We start from the raw sequence: 18742 nt of genomic DNA, 5'->3' as shown, positions 1-18742 counted from the left end.
TAGTACTAAAGGACTACCGATAATGTGGCGCTGAGAAGGACATCTTTAAAAAAACAATAAGGTAAAAATATTAAAAATAGGCAGGCGGAGAAAAAACATCCCCGTCTGCCTATTAATGCGGAATAGACCTTTGCAAACAAAGTAAGTTTTGGTATGTGTATAAAATTATTAAGTAGAATAACTCTCCTTCAAATACTGAACATAGTCCTGGCTGGTTTTATCAGATATCCATCTTTTTACAGTCCTGAATCCATAAAACCTAAAAAATAATCTTATCAAGTTCAAACGACATGCCACCTGCATACAGCGCTTAAGTGAATAAAACCTGGCCATCTGCTTCATAAGCTGAACCTGTAGTTCATAAGGGGTCATTTTGGCTGGCATATGAACCACATGATGTCCATCATAATACTCCCAGTCGGTGTTTATTAATCTGTTCTGTTCTTTTAATTGTTCGAAAAAGGGTGTCCCAGGCAGTGGAGTTAACGTCAATAACTGAATAGTGTCTATCTTATGCTCCAAGGCAAAGTCTACAGTTTTCTTAGGGCTATTTATGTCATCATTATCTCCACCTATTACAAACATTCCGTGAATCATAATACCTCTTTCTCTAATTGCTTTAATACCTTCTATCGTTTGTTCAATTTCTAGGCCTTTCTTGTATTCTTTTAATGTTTCCGGGTTGACACTTTCAAAACCTATATAAACCATGCTAGCGCCCGCATCTCTCATTAAATCCAAAAGCTCCGGATCCTTAGCTATATCAACCCTAACCTGAGCAGACCAGCTAACTTTAATCTGTCTTCTAATCATTTCCCTAAGCATTTCCTTGGTTCTCTCTACATTAGCTGCAAAATTATCATCGTAGAAAAATACATGCCTTGCCGAGGTATTTTCTAATTGATCTATCACACCATCAATATCACAGAACCTGTATTTTCGACCAAACATCTGGATCACCGAACAAAAATTACATCCATAAGGACATCCCCTTGAACCAATCACAGGCTTAATACTCATCTTCTCGCTGCCTTCTATTAAATTCAGATCAGGATGGGGAAAGTTATTAACTTCAGCAAAGGCTGCTCTATCTGGCTTATGTATTTCACCTTTTTCATCTTTATACGCAAGCCCTGGAATATCAACTGGTTTTTCATTATTTTCCAACGCTTTAACCAACTGCTGTATTGGAGCCTCACCTTCTCCCATAACACAGTAATCAGCATGTTCTAATGCCTCTTCTACCAAAAAACTTACATGGGCTCCTCCAATAACAATTGGTATTTCAGGATTAATTGATTTAATCTCATCACACCAGCGATATGCTCTAGGTGCAGTGGAAGTTGTTGACGAAAAGCCTATTAGATCTGATTCTTTGACCCTTTCCATATCAACCTGCTCAATCTCTTCTACAAATAACTTAACATCATGGCCCAAATCTCTTAAAATTGTTCCAATCAACGGAAGCCCTAACCTGGGTAACATCACCCTGCTGTACACGTGCACTCCCGGTGACTTTGGCTCAATTAGAGTAATTTTCAATTTCCTTTCATCCCCTTTCAATGTCTTACTTAAAAATTATCATAAAATCCAAATATCATCCATCCATATTTTGTTTTTTGTTAGCTTCTCTTCTTTTAAGAATAAATAAAAATAAAATATATAAAAAGCCCCCGGCAACAAAAGCATTAATAACAGAACCAATAACAAAATCATAAGATAATGTTTGAACTGTATCCAAAATCACACCTTTTGGTGCTTCAAAAAGTTCTCTTATTCTATCTATAGAAAAAGTGTCTAAATCCACATACTCTCCCTCACCCGGACTCGAAGCATTATTATTAGCAGACCTTCCGGTAATAGCTCTGCCTGTAATCAAATTCAAGGTATAAAAGAGTGGTATAAAAAAACCTGTTCCAATATTTAAGGTTACCGCAGCTACAACATTCCCTTTTAATAGCTTAGCTGCCATAAAAGTCAAGATAGGCCCTACTCCTAAAGAAGGGATGAAATTCCAAAAAACTGCGATAGCTGCTGCTATTGCTATTTTTTGAGGCGTAGCGGTCATACTCATTATGTTGATTATTCTATTTTTAAGGTCATTTATTCTATTAACCATTAGATCACCACTACTATATTATATGCCTGTATAACATTCTACCACTTGTTAATTAATTTTTGAAGTTTAACTAAAATTGATTCTACCGCAAAAAGTCTACTCACATGCTCATATGACTTTTTGCAGTAGAATCATCAAAATAAACAATTTAGCCCCCAACAGGGGGGCTGAAGTTTATTATCTTACTATTAAAATTATCTAATATCTGTTGAGGCTAACTTCTCACGGAGAAACTAACTTCCCTGTGGAGCCAAAAGTTTTTCCCGTTTGCTATTAATATGCGAAGCTATCTTCTTGGCCGCTTCAGTAGGTTCGTCGCCAAGCATAATCTTTCCGCCTGTAAGTCCTTCTACTTGATCAGTGAGAAGTTCTACCAGGTCAGGTGCACCAGTGACCTGAGGGGTTGGAGATAGATGTGTTAATGTCCCATAAGCTAGAGCAAACACTCCATCTATTGTAGCCTTTTGTTCTAAATACTGAGGAGCACTCACAGCAATTGGTAGATCAGAAACATCAACGTCCAAAGCATCAGCTATATGTGTCACAAGCATTGAAATCCTACCGGTATCTGTACATGTTCCAAAGGGCAAGACAGGAGGTATATTAAGTTTGTTGCAGACAGCTTTTAGCCCTTCACCAGCCTGGTTTATAGCCTCTGTATTCGTTAATCCTGCTACTTCTAGTCCATGACATCCACATCCACCTGCAATTACAAGTATATCTTTTTTAATTAGCTCTTTAACCAGATTAACAGTCATATAGTCGTGAGGTCCGTTCGAAAGGGTCGTACAGTTTACTATAGCTACAATTCCTTTTATGTGACCTTCTTTAATCACATCTAGCAGTGGATCAATTGATCCACCAAGGACATTTAACACAGCTTCACTAGAAAAACCTGCTGTAGCCTTTGTCACTTTATTTGGAACATGAGGAGTCACTGTATCTTTTCTTTTTTGGAAATTTTCAATACCCCAATCAATTAACTGCTGGGCCATCTGGGCTACTTCTGGAGGCTTATAATCTAATATCTTTTCCACACCGGGCATTCTAACCAAATCAGAGACTGCCACAAGGGTCACCTGGTATTTATCCGCATAAGGTTTAAGAGCAGGTGGAGAGCAGTTCTCATCCATAGCAAATACGTCTACAGTACCCGTTGCAAGGAGGGGCTCAATGGCTAGCCAGTTTCCAATATGTCCTACAAAAACATCATCCATAGGAAATCTTTGAAGCAGTTCCTGCCCAGTTTCTATAGAACCAACAACTCTTATTCCTTTGGCACCTGCATCTTTAGCTTTTTGCTGATTCTTTGGGTCTTTGGCAGCTTTTATTGCTGCAGCACCCATCCAGGGTTCATGGCCATTAAACACTAGATTAACGTAATCAGGATCCATTATCCCAAAGTCCACGTCAACCTCATGAGGCATGGGAGTTCCAAACATTATATCCTGAACCATCTCTAATCCAAGCTGTGCCCCATATATAGTAGCAATTCCAAGCCTCATAGCTTTCTTTGCCATAGACACATGATCCCCGTCAACATTTGTCAAACAGCTAGCTGTAGCATCTTTTATCTCATGCATCAATCCTGCTGGATAAATACCTAGATCTCTCCACTTTATCTTCCTATACCTTAGGGCAAATTTCTCTACAACTTCACTTGGTCTATCATAATCATGATGCAATTCTTCCATGAAAAATTCAGCCAATCTAACAGCCACATCTTCTTTTGAGCCTGAAGTATTAAGGCCAAAGATTTCTGCCAGATTGTATAGTTTGTCTGTGTCCTTTATCTCATAAGGTGTTTTCCCATTGGCAGTTGACTTCAAGGTCCTAAAAGCTTCATAAGCATGGTGAGCATAAGTTGAAGCTCCCATCACATTTCTAAGAAGCATATCTCTCATGGACATAGCATTTCTGTCAATTCCACAAACCCCTAGCTCCACGTCAGCTTTGTCAGAAATTCTACAGGGGCCATTCGTACATAACTGACAGCTTATACCTTGCCTGCAGTAATTACACCTTATCCTTTCCATAGGGTCAAATCTATCAAAGGTGTTAGTAAGACCTTCCTTAGAAAGCTTCTCATACATCTCCTGCACAGAATCATGGACACTAATTCTGCCATCTTTTCTATGTACCATATTTTTGGATTTTATCATAGAATTACCTCCTTGTCATATTTACTTACTTTTTTAGTATGTTAAATCTGATTACTTTTTATAAAATTATACAAAGGAAATTCCACAACTTTATAGAAGTAGTTATTTTGTGATAAATGAGATATAATTTAACAAAGTGTTTCAACTAAACTTGGAGGTATGATAAAATTAATACCGTAATAGGAATACCAAGAGGCTTATTTTTTCATTTGTTTAATGATGGTTGGGTAACTTTTTTTGAAGAATTAGGTTTTAAAGTAAAGGTTACAGGTCCTTCTAATAAAGAAGTCCTAAATGAAGGGACTAAGCTTGCTTTGTCTGAAACATGTTTGCCAGTTAAGTTTTATTACGGACATGTATTAGAATTAGCTGACAAAGTAGACTATATATTTGTACCCAGGTTGGTTAGTATAAATAAAAAAGAATTTTTGTGTCCAAGGTTTATGGGGCTGCCAGATACAGTTGAGCAAAATATTTCAGATCTTCCACCTTTAATTGTTCCTACAATAAATTATAATAACAAAGAAACCTGGAAAAGTGCTGCCCTAGAAGTTGGTAATCAACTCAATATACCTTACATAAAATGTTACAAGGCATTTCTGAAAGCAAGCCTTAAACATAAACAAACTATTAAAAACCAACAGGCAGAGCTAAAAGATAAGTTAAATAAAGATAACAAAAAGATCGCCCTTATCGGCCGCGATTATATAATTAACGACGAAATTACAGGAATCGGCATACAAAAGAAAATCGAAGGAGCAGGTTATGATATAATCACCTCTAATATGATAGGTAACAAAGATATCGATGAAGGTAACAAACATATTGACAAAAAGTTATACTGGACCTTAAACAGAAGATTGTTTGGGAGTGCTCTTTACTTAGCAAACAATGGATTTGTAGACGGAATTGTGCAGGTTATCACTTTTGGTTGTGGGCCTGATTCCATAGTATGTGAATTAATCGAAAGAAAAGTAAAACAAATAAGTTCTATACCTAATCTTACCCTTACCCTCGATGAACATACAGGGGAAGCTGGTATGTTTACAAGACTAGAAGCATTTATGGACCTTCTAGAAAGGAGGATTACTAACTAATGAAGATAGCTTTCCCACACATGGGCAATATATCTGTCATGGGGAAAACCCTGTTTGAAAATTTGGGCCATGAAGTTATTGTGCCACCAAAAAATACAAAGAGAACCCTAGAACTAGGTACTACCTATGCCCCTGAATTCGCCTGTTTCCCTTTAAAAGTAACCCTTGGCAATTTTATTGAGGCAGCTGAGAAGGGAGCAGATACAATTTTTATGGCGGGTGGCGGTGGCCCTTGTCGATTTGGTTTATACGGACACATCCAAAAAGAGATACTTAATGACCTAGGATATGATATTGATGCAGTTATTATTGATCCTCCGGTGGTAAGTATTAGTGATATGCTATCAAAAATATGGAAAGTAAAAAATGGCTCTTCTATAAAAAACACGAAAACAGCGCTTCAAAAAGCCTGGGCAAAAATGCATGTGTTAGATTACCTAGACAAAAAATTAAGCAAGACTCGTCCATATGAAATTATAAGTTCTAAAAACAAAGATGGTTGCGATAATATTAAAGATCAAATAGTAAAAATGGTTGATAAAGAAGAGGATTTAAATAAAATATATCAAGTCAAAGAAGAAATTGACCACAGAATAGACAATCTAAGCCTGGCCCCAAGACCAAAGAATCCTGTTCAAGTAGCTATTGTTGGAGAAATATACATGGTTCTCGAATCTTTTGCTAATTTTGATATTGAGAAAAGACTTGGTGAAATGGGATGTGAAGTCAAAAGAAGTGTGTATTTGAGTGAGTGGGTCAGCCAAAACATTCATCCGCTTGGCAGGCAAAAATATAAACAAAAGAAAAAGAAAATCGAAGAAAAAGCAAAACCATACATCAAACACTTTGTCGGTGGACACGGAAGAGAATCCATAGGAGAAGCAGTGATATACGCAGGCGAAGGTTATGATGGTATTATTCATGTTGCCCCCTTTACCTGTATGCCAGAAACTACAGCTCAAAGTGTTTTCCCTATAGTAAGCGAAGACTTTAATCTTCCTGTTTTGTCAATGATATTTGATGAACAGACAGGTGAAGCAGGTACTGTAACAAGACTTGAGGCTTTTACAGATCTTATCAAAAGAAAAAGAAAAACAGCCTAAATTATTCATTAAATTCATATAAAAGCTTTTGTCTAGTTTAGTACATTTTTCTACAATATCTCCATCGATACTAAAATTTTCTTTTTCTCTCAAATCTTGCTCATCAATAATTCCCCCAGTATAACAATATTTTTATAATGTTTTTTGTTTAACTTAGAAGCACCTCTGAGGTGCTTCTAATGAATGTTGTTATTATTAATGTTCTTATAACAAATTTTAACACAAAAAAGAATAATTATTATTGATGCACTCTTCCTATATTTTATCCTTCTAATTTACTAATCTTAGTCATTTTATTTAGGAGTATAGCATTAGTATTTACTACTATTATTAAATAAGAGCTCTGTTACAGTTCATTATTGATATTTATTAAAAACACCTGCCTTGCTACCATAAATGAGCTTTTACTTTGCTAGAATTTTAGCAAATTCTTGCGACTAAATAAAAATTAAAGTTAAGCTCGAAAGAATAAATAAATAAACAGAAAAATGGGTTAGCTTACTCTGCTTTACTAGATAGATCAAAAATTTTATTCCAAGCAAAGCACATACAAAAGAAGTAACAAAGGAAATAAACATTTCACCGGGGTAATTACTCAAAAGAGCCCCATCTATATCAGGAAGTTTGATAATTGAAGAGCTTACTATAACAGGGACAGAAAGAAAAAAAGAGTAAAATAGGGCGCTTTCTTTTTCTAAGCTTCTCCAGAGAGCCCCAACAACTGTCGCCCCTGAGCGTGATATCCCCGGGATCACAGCAAAACCCTGCCATATCCCAATGATCACTGAATCTATCCATCCTATCTCATCTATATGTTTTTGGTTCTTACCTTTTTTAATAGAAAAATTTTGATGTCTTTCAACCAGGCATAATAATATACCACTTACAAATAAGCCTAATGAGATCAAAACCGTTCCTCTAAGGTGCTCATCCAAAATCCCTTCTAGTAATATCCCTAATACACCAGTGGCAACTGTACTTAATACCAAGTATAATCCAAGTTTAAATTCAAAAATATAATTTTTATTACCCAAAAAAGTATAACTAATAAACCCTTTAATAAGTTTGACTAAATCTTTAGCAAAGTATATTATTACTGCCAAAACTGAGGAGAAATGTAAAAAAACTTCAAAAACAAGGCCTGGAAATGTAATTCCTAATACATTTTCAGCAATTATCAAATGAGCAGTGCTAGATACAGGCAAAAACTCACTTATCCCCTGAATAATCCCTAAAATAATAGCTTCAATATAATTCAACCGGGAAAACCTCCAATCAATCTGAAAACCTCTAACCTCTTTCCCGATTAAAATTATATGTCAACAATATAGATAATATTATCAACTATGCTTATCGCTTATTTTAAATATTTCTGTATTCATGGGATTTTAAATAATTTTCTGCTTTAAAGAAGCGGTTCATGCCTTTTAGTAAACTTAGTGAATGAAACCACATAGCAGGATTAAAAGCCACGTCTTTTACAGATCTAACACACGGTTTTTTCACACCTTCAATATAGGTTTTTTTCCACAGCTTGGCAAATTCTTTATAGAATTTTTCTAAGGGAAGTTTAGTTGGTAAAACAACATGAAGTAGATCATATAACTGGCAGTCTTCTGTTACTATTTTGTCTTTCATTTCTTCATAGAGGACGGTACCTGGTAGGGGAGTTAAAATAGAATAAGATGGTGTTTTTACTCCTTTTTCTTTTATATAGCTTAGCATTACATCAAAATCTTTTTCATCATAAGATGGATCAACTATGAAGGATGAAGTAACCCCCATCCCTCTTTTTCTTAACTCGTATAGAGCTTTTTCATTGTTTTTTATACTATTTCTTTTGTTAAGATCATTTAATCCTTTTTGATCAATCTGTTCAAAACCAATAAACACAGAAGATAAGCCTACTTCCCTCCACAAATCAATTAGTTCTAAATTAGAAACTATGTCATCGCTTCTAGCTTGAACATTATAATATTTTTTCACCCCTGCTTCTTTTAGAAGTTCACCAATTTTGTAAGCACGATCTATATTTGCAAAGAAATTATCATCTGTAATTAATACAGTATCCCCTGGTATGTCTACAATTTCTTCAAACACTCTTTTTGCACTTTTCATCCTGTAACTGCTTCGATAAAAATGCCATACACTACAAAATTTGCATTTATAAGGACATCCGCGTGCGGTTTCTAGAGCATATACAGGACGTCTTAAACCTAAATAGTAATTCTTTCTATAAGCTGACACAAGATCTCTTCGTGGATGGGGAAGTCTATCCAAATCCCAAATCAAGGGCCTAGAACTTGTATAACGCTGCTTTATCCCGTCTCCGTCATCTTCATTCAAAACTATCCCGGAAACCTTTTTTAGATCTATACCCTCAGCATGATATTCTGCTAAATCCTTAACTATCTCTTCTCCCTCCCCCAAAGCTATCACATCTACAGACAAATCTTTAAAATGTTGAGGGTTCGTTGCTGCGTGGTGACCACCTACAAAAATCAATGTTGATGGCAAGTTTTCCTTTATACCTCTAGCAATACTCAAGGCATTTTCTAAATCTACAGTAAATGAACACGAAATACCACACATATCCGGTTCGAAAGTAATTGCTTCCCTAATTATTTCTTCAGGACTCATGAAATCTAGAATCTTTAGCTCATGACCTTCCAAGGCTCCTGCCAACATCTCAAGTCCAAGAGGTTCAATATGCATAAGACTTCTAAAGCCAATTCCTAAACGCCGCGGCTGAATTAGCAAAATCCTCATAATAAAAACCTCCTGTCAAATATCAACATATGTACTTTTAATATATATTTTTATGGGAGGTTCACACTATTTGTCATCCGTCTTATCATCAATATTTGTTTCATTATCTAGCATATTGTCATCTTCAATTAACTCTTCCCCAGCTTCAGGTATTATATTTTCATCAACAGAATCACCAGTATCTTCATTACCATTATCCTCTGCACTTGCATCTTTATCCGGGTTATTTTTTAATAAATCTCCTAAATTGTGTTTAGAAAATATATCTCCTATCTCCATTGGTAAAGGGAAAAATAACGTTGAACTTTTTTCTGCAGATATCTCTGACGCTGTTCGAAGTGTTCTAAGGGTAAGTCCTCCTGCTTGTTTTGATAATATCTCAGCTGCTTTGGCTAGTTTGATCGCTGCTTGTTTTTCCCCTTCTGCCTGGATAACAATAGATCTTCTTCTCCTCTCGGCTTCTGCTTGTCTTCCTATTACTCTTTGCATATTATCTGGTATAACCACATCTTTTATCTCTACAGTGGTAACTTTTATACCCCAAGGGTCTGTCGCATCATCAATTATCTCCTGCAGCCTTTGATTAAGCTTATCACGCTCTGCTAGAAGTTCATCTAGCTCTGCCTGGCCTACTACACTTCTAAGTGTAGTTTGAGCTAATTGCGTAGTTGCATCATGATAATATTGAACATTTACTACAGCTTTTGAGGGTTCTACCACCCGGTAATAAAGAACGGCATTTACTTTACAGGTTACATTATCCTTTGTTATAACTTCCTGCACAGGAACATCAAAAGTCACAATTCTAAGTGGAACAACTATCATCTTGTCAATGAAAGGAATAATGAAGATAAGCCCTGGCCCTTTAACACCTACAAGTCTTCCAAGCCTAAATACTACTCCCCTTTCATACTCTTTTACAATTCTGATCGCCATTATTAAGAGGAGTATTACTACTACTAATATTCCAAGAATACCAATCTGATTACCAAACATCAAATGTCCCCCTTCCTGATTTAATCATATTTTTAATCTTCCCTTTGTGTGTTTTTTCCTATTTTATCAACAACTAAAACTATCCCGTCTTCCTCCTTTACAGTTACTTCAACGTCTATAGGTATTATTTCCCCGGATTTGCTCCTTGCCCGCCATAATTCTCCTCTTATTTTGACAAGACCCTCTGGAGCCAATTCCTTAATTACTTTTCCCGTATAACCTAACATGCCGTGCTTAGTCATATACGGTTCTTTCTTTCTTAACTTAACAACTTTAGCAATAACAAAGAAGAAGAACCCTCCTGTAGCAAGGCCCATACCTATTACAGTTAACCTAAAAGCCCTAAACCACTCCGTAGGTAGCATAGGTTCAAAGGGAAGCATTAATCCTCCTATTATTAATGTGATCACTCCAAAGGTCGTCATAACTCCAAAAGTCGGGGTAAACACTTCTATGATAAAAAAAGCTACTGATAAAACTATTAAAATCAAACCAAGGGTGTTAACTTCAAACATGCCAAGACCAAATAAAGCAAGAATTAAAGCTATGGCTCCTCCTACTTCTGGAATAAAAGTTCCTGGCATATTAAGACCAAATATAATGCCGTACAACCCGATTAAGAAAAGCAAAAACGCTATTTGAGGGTTACTAACAAAATGAATGAGTCTGTCCCTGGTGTCCATTTCGACTTCCTTTATATTGGCGTTTTCTGTTAACAAAGTGACATCTTCGCCATTAACTGTTATCTCTTTCTCGTCAAGCATCTCTAATAGACCTGTCATATTGGCAGCCCTAACATCAATAAACCCTTTTTCTTCTGCAGTACTATCACTCAAAGTCAAATTTTCTGTCACAAATCTTCTGGCTATATTTTCTGGTCTACCTCTTTCTCTTGCGATGCTCTCAGCATATTCAGCCAAAAAATTTACAGTCTTTTCATCGGCTTGCTGTGGTTCTTCTCCTGTTGGTGCCATTGTCACCGGCATAGCAGCTCCAACGGTAGTCCCCGGTGCCATAGCAGCTATATGGCCTGCAGACATTATTAAGCTTCCCGCTGATGCTGCTATAGCACCAGAAGGTGATACGTAGGTAATTATAGGGGTGGGAGAATTTAACATCTTTTCTATTATATCCATAGTAGCATCCACTAAGCCTCCGGGAGTGTTGATCTTTAATAATACTGCATCCGCTTCACCTTCTATTGCTTTTTCTAAGTTTGATTCCAAAAAGTTTGTCGTGCCTGCCGTTATTGTCCCTTCAATGGGAATAACAACCAAATCAAATTCTCGAGAATTTTCATCAGTATTTACAACATCGTTCTCATTGTTTGCTATAAGAGTATTACTGCTGAAAATACTTGATGCAAGCAAACCACAAATAATTAATAATGTAACTGTAATCTTCATTAGTCTAAATTGGTCTCTCAAGTAAACTCACTCCCGTGGATTAATTACTTACTTTATATTTAGTCTTTAAAAAATCTCTGTCGTTTTATTAAAAAAGTTTAACCAAAAGAAGGATTTAAAAAGTCCAAGTTAGAAGTAATGAAGTAATAATATTACAATTAAAATAACTATAACTAACACTAGAACTCAGATTGTGATATTGGGTAGTAAGGTATAAAGATTGAGGTATTTTATACTAAAGCTAATAAGGAGATAAGGGGATGAATGAAATGGATATACCTGCACTGTCTACTGCTCTAAGCCAGGCCGAACTTCATAGGGAGGTCAATGCTTCTATCACCAAGATGTCCATGGATCTTATGGAAAATTCAAAAGATCAGTTTTTGGACTTACTAGATAGCGCAACTGTGGATCAAATTAAAGAGCTAGATTCCTTAGTTAACCCTCATCTTGGTAGTAACTTAGATATCAATGTATAGAATAAAAACACTTTATATTTTTATAAAATATACTTTCAGTTTGCTTCCTGAGCCAGCTGGAAGTTTTTTGTTTATACATCGTTTATACGTCTAATTTTAGGTCACCTTCTTTAATCAATCCTGTTTTCTTCATTGTAATGCCTATAATAAGACTGATAAGAGCAGGCAACACAAAGTGAAACATGGCTATTTTAATAAACATATCAGGTCCACCTAGATTCATCCCTTCCATAGCCGCAACGGCTCCAAATTGTCCTACAAGTCCACTTGTGCCCATCCCTGCTCCTTCCGGTCCATTAGTCATAATAAAAACTGTAGTAACAAGAGGCCCCAAAATAGCAGCTGTAATTGTAGGAGGTATAAGTATTAAAGGATTTTTGATTATATTTGGTATCTGAAGCATAGAGGTCCCAAGTCCCTGGGCAATAAGGCCTCCGAATCCATTCTCCCGATAACTTATAATAGCAAAACCTATCATTTGAGAAGCACACCCAACGGCTGCTGCACCAGCTGCTAGCCCCTCCAACTGCAGCATCATGGTTAGGGCAACACTACTTATTGGGAAAGTAAGAGCAAGCCCAACAACAACTGCCAAAATAATACCCATTGGTACTGGCTGAAGTTCTGTCGCAAGCATAATAAAATCTCCTAATCTTAACATTACCCAATTAACTCCAGGTCCAATCTGGGTTCCTGCCAGCACTCCCATTATTACTGTCACTGCCGGGGTAACAATTATATCTACTTTTGTTTCTTTAGAAACAAGCTTACCAAATTCTGCTCCAATAATTGCTGCAATCAAAGCACCTGCAGGCCCTCCTAAATCTGCCCCTGCCATACCTGACACAGTAGATGAAAATATAACAAGCGGCGGAGCTTTGAGACCATAAGCAACTGCAACAGCTATAGCTGGCCCCATCATATCGTTGGCCATCGGCCAAACCACTTCTTCCAAAAACCCTATCCCTGTTCTTTCACCTATGACTCTCAATATAAGTCCAATTATTAATGTCCCAAAAAGGCCAAGGGCCATATAACTTAGTGCATCTATGCCGTATCTACGAAGTGAAAATTGTATATCTTTTTTTTCTAAAAACTCTAAGATTCCCATATTCTACAGCTCTCCCCCGATCCCCTATTTAATTTAAAATTTTGGATACAGTGTTGTATTTTGTTAATATTAATTTAACAAAAAAAATGCGCGCTGTAAAATAGAAGCTGTATTATAAAAAAGGGTTTATCTTTTGTCTGTAGCACAAAAGATAAACCCTTTTGGAACTAATTTAAACTACCCAAATTCCATCTAGTCTTACTAATCACATATTAGATCATCTCATCAAATGAAAATCTATATAGCTTATCACCTACAACCATGAAAACTTCCCCTTCTTCTATAGTATCAAAATCTGCCTCTTTGCTAGAATCTTGTTCTTCCTTATCCCCTTTTTCCTTTGATTCAGGAATACTATCAACAAAAACAAACGCCGTCTGAAAAAATGAGTCCTTATTAAACAGGATAGATCCCTCCCTTAAACTAACCTTAATTCAAATAATATTTTTAAAAATATTAAGAATATAATGAGCAATCCAATCTTGATGTAATATTATAGTTCTGTCAAAAAATCTGATTTCCTTCTGAAAAAAGAGCTAATTAATTCATTTTTCACTGTCATTTTTTACCTCTGTGTTGAGACTTCCTGTTTTATAACCTTCTAAGTCTAGTGTTACATATTTAAAGTTTAATTTTTTAAATTCAACAGTTATTTTATTACTGTTTTCTAAAATTGTTTCAAAGTTTTCCCTAGAAACTTCAATCCGAGCTATATTATCATGATGCCTAACTCTAACCTGAAAGGTACCTAGATTTCTTAAAACATCCTCGGCTTTTTCAATTTTTAATAATTTTTCACTGGTTATTATTGAACCGTAAGGAACCCTAGAAGCAAGACAGGCATTTGATGGCTTATCCCAGTTGACAATTCCTTTTTCCTTAGATAACTGTCTAATATCTTCTTTATCAAAACCAGCATCTTTAAGGGGGCTCTTTATTTTTAATTCTTTTGCAGCTTTTATCCCCGGTCTAAAATCACTTGCAGCATCTTCTGCATTTGTGCCATCAACAACATGATTATACCCCTCTTCTGCTGCAATTTTTAACAGCTCTTCTGCAATAACTTTTTTGCAATAGTAGCATCTATTTGGAGGATTTTCTACAAAACTAGCTTTTTCAAGGATTTTAGGGTATACAAATTGGTGTTTTATACCAATGATTTCAGCAAATTCTTTTGCCTCATTAATCTCAAACTGAGGGAAGATTGGTGCAGCTGCAGTAACCGCCAAAAAATTCTCCCTACCAAGTACCTCTTTTGCCATTACAGCTAGTAAACTACTATCAACTCCCCCAGAAAAAGCCAGCACAAAATTATTCAAACTGTGTAGTACTTCTTCTAATATTGTAACTTTAGCTTTCAAGGAATCTTTTTGCAAAGTTTCTTTCTCCTTTCAAAACTATTACTAAATAAGCTTTTTTATGTCTCAGACTTAACGTTTTTTGACTTCATCTTCTTCTGGGTTATACTTCCACTCCATCATACTGTCTTCCTTCTTAATATCATCTAACTGATAGTCGACATCATAAGTCGAAAACAACAGCTCATTATCGTCATTCCATTCCAAATTAGCAAAAGCTATCAATTCTTCATCCACATCTAGTTTTTCTCTATCGATTGTTTTTATATTTTTTTCTTCTTTAATGCTATCAATATGAAGACTCCCTGCACTAGAGGCTTCAACAACAGTATAAGCAAAATAATTAACCTCATTATCAAAAAGTGGCTCATCCATAGCTAACTGCCAGTTAAAAATGTTTGTTATTATTATCTCATCAGTTCTTAGATCAATCAAGCCTGCAGCTGAACTATCCGTCAAAACATGATAAGGACCAAGCAGGACAAAACCTACATAATTTTCATCAGGGGAAATAAATGTAGATGAAATTTCATCAAAATCATCAGGGTCTATTTCAATATCCTCAGGATAGCTAAGATCTTTTCCTCCTTTAACTTCCCAATTCTCTTCTAGAGCCTCTATAATTCTATCCATGTTTTCTTCTACAAGTTCTTCAGAACTTTCAAATTCAATTTTTCCTCTATCACTTTCTTTATCTTCGTCACTTCCTTCACTTTTACCATTTTCTTTACTGTCTTTGTTTTTGGCACCATTTCCTTTCTCTTTTTCATCTTTCTCACCGTTCTCTTCATCATTCTCATTGTTTATCTCGTCCTCTGTTTTGTTGTCTTCTAAATCTTCCTCACATCCTCCCAAAACAAATACTGAACTAAAAAGTATTAAAACAGCCATAATACTAATTAACAAAATCTTTTTCATAAAAAGCCAGCCTCCCCAAATCTCAAATTTTACTTGGCACACTTTTCTATAAATACAGACGGCTACACAAGCAAAAAGTTATTATTAAATTCATTTAGTTATAAAATCATCATTTTATTTCCTATCATCTTATTCTTTCTGGCACCTTTTTTCTAAGTCTCACATGGGTTCCTGTTTTACCTTGAAGAGCCGAATATACATCATCTAAAGATGAGATTATCGCTTTTTTACCCGTATTTTCAACATAATTAATAGCCGCATTCACTTTAGGAGCCATACTACCCTGACCAAAGTGGCCTTTTTGCTCAAAATATTTTAATTCCTCTACATCAACATCGTCTAATTTTCTTTCATTGGACCTACCATAATTGATTGATACAGAGGCTACATTAGTTAGTACCAAGAACAAATCCGCTCCTATAATCTCGGCTATCAAAGCTCCGGACAGATCTTTATCAATCACAGCTTCTACACCTTTATATTCACCATTTTTTTTAATTACCGGTATACCTCCTCCTCCATTGGCTATTACTATATACAGCTGCTCAAACAATTTTTTGATAGTTTCCTTTTCAATTATGTCAATTGGTTCAGGTGAGGGCACAACCTTTCGCCATCCTTTGCCAGAATCCTCAACCAAAGTCTCCCCTTTTTCTCTCATGAATTTATAAGCTTCACTTTTTGAAAAGAAAGGGCCTATAGGCTTTGTAGCTTTTTTAAATAATGGATCATCTTTATCTACTACTGTTTGTGTCACAAGACTAACTACATTTCTTTTAATTTTTCTCTTATTTAATTCGTTAATTAATTGCTGCTGAAGCATATAACCAATCTGTCCTTGCGTCATTCCAACGCAAACATCAAGGGGCATCTCTGGGACCCGGTCTTTAGAGATTTCATTCTGCATCACTAGATCACCTACTTGCGGCCCATTACCATGAGTCAAGATTATATCGTAGCCTTTATCGATCAAATCTGCCAACTGTGTAACTGCCAGCCAAATATTATTTAGCTGCTTACCATAAGAATTTCCTTCCTTGTCTCTAATCAGTGCATTTCCTCCGAGAGCAATTGCCAGTTTCATATATAAATTACCTCCTTGGAAAATTAAATATAAATTCAATTTTCTATTTAGTGTATCCAAAAGCTACTAAAATCAAATCATAAGTATAGGTTACCAGCGATACACTAAAACTTAGGAGGTGAAGAAAATGCAGCTGAAAACTTCTACTGGAATCTGGATAGCCGGGATAGGCGCAGCAGTTACAGGAATTGGTGCATTAATTGGTGGAAGGACAGGATCTGTAATAACAGGTTTTGGTCTTGCACACGTAGCACTCGGTGTGCTTGATAATTTTAGGCCGGTGATAAATAAAGACCTAAAATCATAAAAACTAAATCGAGTAGGAGGTAGATAATTATTTTATCTACCGACCTCTCACACCACCGAGCAAACCGTTCGGTACACGGCGGTTCCTAGTTTACGCTTTAACTTGTCGATAATATTCCGAAAAGAATAGGAAACCAAATCCTTTGATTACATCATTTCCAAGGGATTTGGATAAGACAGGGCTATTGGAGATTCTCCAGTAGCCTTTTCTTGTGTTTGCGTATTCCCATGCCTTATATTTACTGGCTCCAAGGGATTTGAGCATTTTAAATTTTGTTCTCACTCTCTTCCATTGTTTCCAGTAAATCATGCGAATACGCCTTCTCATCCATCTATCAGTATTTATTAACATGTTCTTCATATCAGCTAGTTTAAAGTAATTAACCCAACCCATAATGTATCGGCTAAGTTTCTTTGCTCTGGCTTCGTTGCTTATTCCATAACTTCTAGATGTGAGTTCTTTTATTCTAGTTCTCATCTTTGCAACTGATTTAAGATGAACTCTTAATCTGGCTTTTCCTTTATGTCTGTAAAAGCCAAACCCAAGAAATCTTACCTTTCCTACATAGGCAACTACAGTTTTATCTTTGTTTACTTTGAGAAATAGCTTATTTTCGATGAAGGGTAGTATGTTCTTCAAGGTGCGTCTGGCACTTCTTTTACTTTTGCAAAAGATTAGCAGGTCGTCCGCATAGCGGACGAATCTGTGCCCCCTTTTCTCAAGTTCTTTGTCTAGTTCGTGAAGCATTATATTACTAAGAATAGGACTAAGCGGTCCGCCTTGTGGTACACCGACTTCTGTTTCTTCAAAGCTATGCTTTATCATTACTCCTGCTCTTAGATATTTGTTGATAAGAGATATTACTCGACCATCTTTTATTGTCCTAGATAGTACTTCTATCAATTTGCTCTGGTTTACTGTGTCAAAGTATTTCTCCAAGTCCATATCTACTACATATTTGTATCCTTCATTTATGTTTTGTTGACTTTTCTTAATTGCATCGTGAGTACTGCGTCCAGGACGAAAGCCATAGCTGCTATCTGAGAATTGCTCCTCATATATTGGAGATAGTACTTGGGCTATTGCTTGTTGGATTACCCTGTCTACCACTGTAGGTATGCCTAATTTTCTTTTCTTCCCATCTTCTTTGGGTATCTCTACCCTTCTGACGGGATTAGGACGGTATTTACCGTCCAGGATTCTTTGCCTGAGGTGGTCTCCGTTTTCTTTGAGATATTGTAGAAGTTCATCTACTTTCATCCCATCAGTCCCGTGAGAGCCTTTGTTGGATTTTATTTTCTTGAATGCTTTATTCATGTTGTCTCTATCCAAAATTTCCTCTAGCAAATTCTCCTTCGACAAGTTTGCATTGGAGATGTTGTTTTCAGTTATCCTTAAAGGACTGTGCACTCCCGCATATCCTTCGTGTTCCGCACTATTCTTCTGCGGTGAGCCTTCTTTACAGCTTTCGCCTGTCAGAAGTTGGCGGCACTTCGCTCCTTTGTTGGTAACAGTCATTTACTGATCTCCTCCTAGGTTCAACCCTTCCTTGATGATGTCGACCTCATCAAGTACTATGGTATCTGCTGACTTCTCATGACAAATCTTATTTCAACCGTGGCTCGAAATTCATCTTACCACGTCCATGAGACCTCCCACGGTAAGACGATTAACTTTCATTCCATGTACCCACATCATTTACACTGGTATGTCCGTGTAGTTAATTGGACTTCGTTTTGTATTGCAAACTCATCCCATACCTTGTGCCTGATGATGTTCGTGTGCCTTGGGTCGGAATTTTGCCTTAAGCTTCCTTCAGATCCCACCTCACGG

The 18742-nt window shown here is 36.3% G+C and carries 16 protein-coding genes; 4 read left to right on the top strand and 12 right to left on the bottom strand.

The features are described 5' to 3' along the window. Positions 1 to 168: 168 nt before the first annotated feature. The 3 genes from ACONDI_RS00645 to cooS form a co-directional block, all read right to left on the bottom strand. Positions 169 to 1542, bottom strand: a complete 1374-nt coding sequence (locus ACONDI_RS00645; RefSeq protein ID WP_241079572.1) for a B12-binding domain-containing radical SAM protein — start codon at positions 1540 to 1542, stop codon at positions 169 to 171. A 55-nt stretch (positions 1543 to 1597) separates the two neighbouring features. Further along, entirely contained in the window at positions 1598 to 2119 is a 522-nt protein-coding gene (locus ACONDI_RS00640) for a DUF2062 domain-containing protein (protein WP_241079571.1), read from the bottom strand. A 233-nt stretch (positions 2120 to 2352) separates the two neighbouring features. Beyond that, on the bottom strand, positions 2353 to 4281 hold the full coding sequence (cooS, locus tag ACONDI_RS00635) for an anaerobic carbon-monoxide dehydrogenase catalytic subunit (protein WP_241079570.1): 1929 nt from the start codon (positions 4279 to 4281) through the stop codon (positions 2353 to 2355). A 167-nt stretch (positions 4282 to 4448) separates the two neighbouring features. On the opposite strand from cooS, the gene ACONDI_RS00630 reads away from it, so the two are divergent. Next, positions 4449 to 5378 (top strand): acyl-CoA dehydratase activase-related protein, encoded by a 930-nt coding sequence (locus tag ACONDI_RS00630; RefSeq protein WP_338086476.1) that lies wholly within the window; start codon positions 4449 to 4451, stop codon positions 5376 to 5378. Continuing rightward, on the top strand, positions 5378 to 6481 hold the full coding sequence (locus tag ACONDI_RS00625) for an acyl-CoA dehydratase activase-related protein (RefSeq protein ID WP_241079568.1): 1104 nt from the start codon (positions 5378 to 5380) through the stop codon (positions 6479 to 6481). The genes ACONDI_RS00630 and ACONDI_RS00625 overlap by 1 nt, the downstream gene beginning before the upstream one ends. 437 nt (positions 6482 to 6918) lie before the next feature. Here ACONDI_RS00625 and ACONDI_RS00620 read toward each other — a convergent pair whose 3' ends face one another. The 4 genes from ACONDI_RS00620 to ACONDI_RS00605 all read right to left on the bottom strand — a co-directional run bounded on the left by ACONDI_RS00620 (position 6919) and on the right by ACONDI_RS00605 (position 11673). Next, positions 6919 to 7740: an undecaprenyl-diphosphate phosphatase gene (locus tag ACONDI_RS00620; protein WP_241079567.1), complete on the bottom strand. Its 822-nt coding sequence runs from the start codon at positions 7738 to 7740 to the stop codon at positions 6919 to 6921. A gap of 103 nt (positions 7741 to 7843) precedes the next feature. Beyond that, positions 7844 to 9250, bottom strand: coding sequence for a B12-binding domain-containing radical SAM protein (locus ACONDI_RS00615; RefSeq protein ID WP_241079566.1), 1407 nt, complete (start codon positions 9248 to 9250; stop codon positions 7844 to 7846). A 66-nt stretch (positions 9251 to 9316) separates the two neighbouring features. After that, positions 9317 to 10246: a slipin family protein gene (locus ACONDI_RS00610; protein WP_241079565.1), complete on the bottom strand. Its 930-nt coding sequence runs from the start codon at positions 10244 to 10246 to the stop codon at positions 9317 to 9319. A gap of 32 nt (positions 10247 to 10278) precedes the next feature. Then, the gene (locus tag ACONDI_RS00605) at positions 10279 to 11673 is read right to left on the bottom strand and encodes an NfeD family protein (protein ID WP_241079564.1); all 1395 of its coding nucleotides are present in this window, start codon (positions 11671 to 11673) and stop codon (positions 10279 to 10281) included. A gap of 239 nt (positions 11674 to 11912) precedes the next feature. Here ACONDI_RS00605 and ACONDI_RS00600 point away from each other — a divergent pair, with 239 nt between their 5' ends. Further along, on the top strand, positions 11913 to 12131 hold the full coding sequence (locus ACONDI_RS00600) for a YjfB family protein (protein ID WP_241079563.1): 219 nt from the start codon (positions 11913 to 11915) through the stop codon (positions 12129 to 12131). Positions 12132 to 12213: 82 nt separating this feature from the next. Here ACONDI_RS00600 and ACONDI_RS00595 read toward each other — a convergent pair whose 3' ends face one another. From ACONDI_RS00595 to arcC, 4 genes are all read right to left on the bottom strand, one after another. Continuing rightward, positions 12214 to 13242: a PTS sugar transporter subunit IIC gene (locus ACONDI_RS00595; protein ID WP_241079562.1), complete on the bottom strand. Its 1029-nt coding sequence runs from the start codon at positions 13240 to 13242 to the stop codon at positions 12214 to 12216. Between the two features lie 545 nt (positions 13243 to 13787). Further along, the gene (gene larE, locus ACONDI_RS00590; protein WP_241079561.1) at positions 13788 to 14618 is read right to left on the bottom strand and encodes an ATP-dependent sacrificial sulfur transferase LarE; all 831 of its coding nucleotides are present in this window, start codon (positions 14616 to 14618) and stop codon (positions 13788 to 13790) included. A 54-nt stretch (positions 14619 to 14672) separates the two neighbouring features. Further along, positions 14673 to 15518 (bottom strand): hypothetical protein, encoded by an 846-nt coding sequence (locus tag ACONDI_RS00585; protein WP_241079560.1) that lies wholly within the window; start codon positions 15516 to 15518, stop codon positions 14673 to 14675. A 124-nt stretch (positions 15519 to 15642) separates the two neighbouring features. Beyond that, positions 15643 to 16602: a carbamate kinase gene (arcC, locus tag ACONDI_RS00580; protein WP_241079559.1), complete on the bottom strand. Its 960-nt coding sequence runs from the start codon at positions 16600 to 16602 to the stop codon at positions 15643 to 15645. Positions 16603 to 16729: 127 nt separating this feature from the next. Between arcC and ACONDI_RS00575 the strand changes: the two genes are divergently transcribed. Further along, positions 16730 to 16909: a hypothetical protein gene (locus ACONDI_RS00575; protein ID WP_241079558.1), complete on the top strand. Its 180-nt coding sequence runs from the start codon at positions 16730 to 16732 to the stop codon at positions 16907 to 16909. Positions 16910 to 16999: 90 nt separating this feature from the next. On the opposite strand, the gene ltrA is transcribed toward ACONDI_RS00575, so the two are convergent. Next, positions 17000 to 18427, bottom strand: coding sequence for a group II intron reverse transcriptase/maturase (gene ltrA / locus ACONDI_RS00570; protein ID WP_241079557.1), 1428 nt, complete (start codon positions 18425 to 18427; stop codon positions 17000 to 17002). Positions 18428 to 18742 lie beyond the last annotated feature (315 nt).

Source organism: Natranaerofaba carboxydovora (assembly GCF_022539405.1).
In the GTDB taxonomy this organism is placed as follows: domain Bacteria; phylum Bacillota; class Natranaerobiia; order Natranaerobiales; family Natranaerofabaceae; genus Natranaerofaba; species Natranaerofaba carboxydovora.
Note: the sequence above shows the minus strand (reverse complement) of the source record. Positions and strands in the feature narration are given on the sequence as shown.